Genomic DNA, 2809 nt, shown 5'->3' on the forward strand with positions numbered 1-2809 from the left:
CTGGTCAATCCGCGGATTGCCGGCGCGGACCTCCTCGACGACGCGGTTCCAACGGTCTCGTTCCGCCTGGGCTGACTCGACGTCCACCTGGTCCCAGGACAACTCGATCATGATCTGGTAGGTCGTACGCCGGGCCTCGAACGAGTTGAGGTTCTCCTCCGCCTCCGATACCCGGGCGCCAGCGGCGTCGAGGCGCTTCTGGGCAGAGGCGATCCGGTTCTCGAGGTCGGCCAGCAGCCTGTCGTTGGTGAAACCGAGCACGTTGGCCCGGCCGTGACCGCCGTGCGCGCCCCGGCCGCGTTCCGCTGTCTGGCCGGTGATGGTGAGCGCCTTGGTGTGTCGCGCCAGCAGTTTGGGCGTCTCGACGCAGACGAAGTCGAACCGGCGGGCGAGCTCGTTCTTCAGCCAGGCGGTGAACGGCGACGGCCGGTAGTCGAGCCGGCCGGGAAGCGTCGTCGGGTCCAGCGCGACCTCGTCGCGCAGACCGGTAGGCACGCCCTCGAACTGGACCCGCCGGGCGGTCGGCACCGCGTTGATCGCTTCGCGGAACGAGTTCAGCCTGCCAATGTCGATCAACATCCGGGTGGCGAACCCGCCGAGCGCCAGGTTGAACGCCTCACGCCACGGCTCGAACTCCGTTCGCACCTCGACCAGCTCGCCGACGAACGGCAGGTCCTCCGGGGTGAGCCCGGCGGCGTCGGCCAATGCCGCGCGAGCCGCGTGCAGCTCAGACGGGATGTTGCCCCGGCGGGCCTTGACCGCTTCGTGCTCTGTTTGCCACCCGGCCCACTCGCCTTCGGCTGCCTTCTTCTCCGTCATCGCGTCGGCGAACAGCTCCTGGGCCGTTTTCCTGGCGTCGGTGTCGGCCAGGAAGCGGTGCGCCGTCTCGACCAGTGCGGCGAAGTCCTCCCCGGTGGACACGGTAGCGTCGATGGCGCGGAGCGTTTGGTCCAGTCGCTTCCATGAGCGTGTGACGTCACTCAGCCGCTGCTCCGCGCCCCGGATCTCCCGCAGCGCGGTGGTCAGGCGGTCACCACCGGAGGCACGAAGCGTCTCAGTCACGCCGTCGCGCTGCGCCTCGGCCGCCTCGACCAGGGCGATGGTCCCCGACAGTTCCTCCTGGGCTCGGCGGTGCCGCTCGGCCAGGTCCTCCTCGGCCGCGCGCAGCAGGTCGAGCCGGCGTTCATGACGCCACAACGCGGCCGGGGACGACGCACCGGTGAACGATCCGACCTCGTCGAGCAGGTGCAACCGGTCCACCGCCTCGTCGATGGCGCGCCGATGTCCGCGGATCGGTCCCAACGCCTTCACCTGCTGCCGGGCGATGATCATCCTGTCCCGGGTGCCGGACAACTCGTCGAACTGCTGTACCACCGCGTCCGCGGTGGCCAGCGTGGACGGCTCCTCGAGGACCATCGTCTTGTAGAGAGCGTCGACGGTGGTGATCTGCTGACCGGCCTGGATCCGGCCCAGCAGCGCGACCGCCTTGTGCCCATCGCCCGCGGCACCGATACCGAGCGTGGTGTGAAGACGCGCGGTGAAGTCCCGGTCAGTGTCGAAGCAGTTCAGGCCGGTTGCCGTGACGTCAGCGCGGGCGAGTTTCTTGCCTGCCGCTCCTTCCAGCGCCCGCAGCTCGTATCCATGATCGCAGGTGGCGCGTACCGCGACGACGTCGTCCAGGCCGCGGGCGGACGACGGGACATACCAAGCCCGGAGCGCGGTGAACCTGACGCCGGTGTGGTCGGCCCACGTCATCGCGATGGCCGACCAGGTGTCGCGGCCGTCCCCGCGCAGCACCTGCGACTTCGTCTCGCCGTCGGTCCGAGACTCGTCGAGCTTGCCGCGCGCATAGGACAGGATGTTGCGCTGGTCCTTTCCCCGCGGCCTGCCGACCACCCCTCCGTTGGAGGCCCCGTTGAAGGGAGTCGTGTGCGGCATGAGCAACGCGATGTAGGAGTCCATCAGCGTCGACTTGCCCGACCCGGAACCTCCGCTGAGCAGAGTCGCGCCGGGTGCGAGTCGCAGGTGGTGGTACCCGTCATAGCCGCCCCAGTTGACCAGTTGCAGGTCCCGCGCCACCCACTGCTGCCCCCGCGACGCCGCCGGGATCAATCCGAACAGCGTTTCGAGCATGTTCACGCCGTGGCCTCGTTCCGTCCGCGCAACCATTGCTCCAGTTCGGCGAGCTTCGCGGTACTCAGCACGACTTCCACCATGGGGGTGATCCGGTACCGGCCCGCGGACTCCTCCGTGAGCAGGCCTTCGGTGACCAGCCGCTGCACCGCGCCGCGGACCTCCTGCTGGTTGCGGGCCAGGTTGTGATCGTTCGGATTGAAGTAGGTCAGCACGGTCTGCTCGAGCTCCTCGATGTCCACCCGCGCGGACGCCTCGCCCGTGCCGCGTTCGCGTTGGAAGACAGTCCGCAGATGCACCAGCACCAACGTCTCGGCCCGGCTGTAGGGGTCGTCCTTGAGCAGGATCGGCACGTCCAGTTCCGCCGAGCGCACCTGCTGCTTGTAGGCGACGCCCCGGTCGTGGTCGACCACGAGCCGCACGAACAGGTCGTGCAGTCGCGACTCGAGGATCTGCTGGTTCTCCAGCAGCGTGCGCCACTGCGCCGGGCTCCTCTCGGCCAGCACGAACTTGCGCCGCAACAACTGCACCAGCACCCGCCGTACGTCCGCGTCCAGGGTGCCCGCGTCGCCAGCGAACAACTCGGCTGGATCGTCCTCCATCGAGACCGGGTTGATGAACCCGGCCGCCGTGTCTGCCGGCCAGCCGTCGTCAGCGCGGTCCGGTTCAGTCATCG

2 protein-coding genes are annotated in these 2809 nt (G+C 68.8%); both read right to left on the reverse strand.

The window, feature by feature from the left end; all coding sequences use genetic code 11:
- On the reverse strand, positions 1 to 2139 hold a 2139-nt coding region (locus tag MJ785_RS10005), incomplete at its 3' end, for an ATP-binding protein (protein WP_370652914.1).
- Complete coding sequence (locus MJ785_RS10010) at positions 2136 to 2807, reverse strand: DUF4194 domain-containing protein (RefSeq protein ID WP_239310697.1); 672 nt, start codon at positions 2805 to 2807, stop codon at positions 2136 to 2138. The genes MJ785_RS10005 and MJ785_RS10010, both read right to left, overlap by 4 nt.
- Positions 2808 to 2809 lie beyond the last annotated feature (2 nt).

Origin of the sequence: Protofrankia sp. CiT1 (assembly GCF_917627335.1) — a bacterium.
Taxonomy (GTDB): Bacteria; Actinomycetota; Actinomycetes; order Frankiales; family Frankiaceae; genus Protofrankia.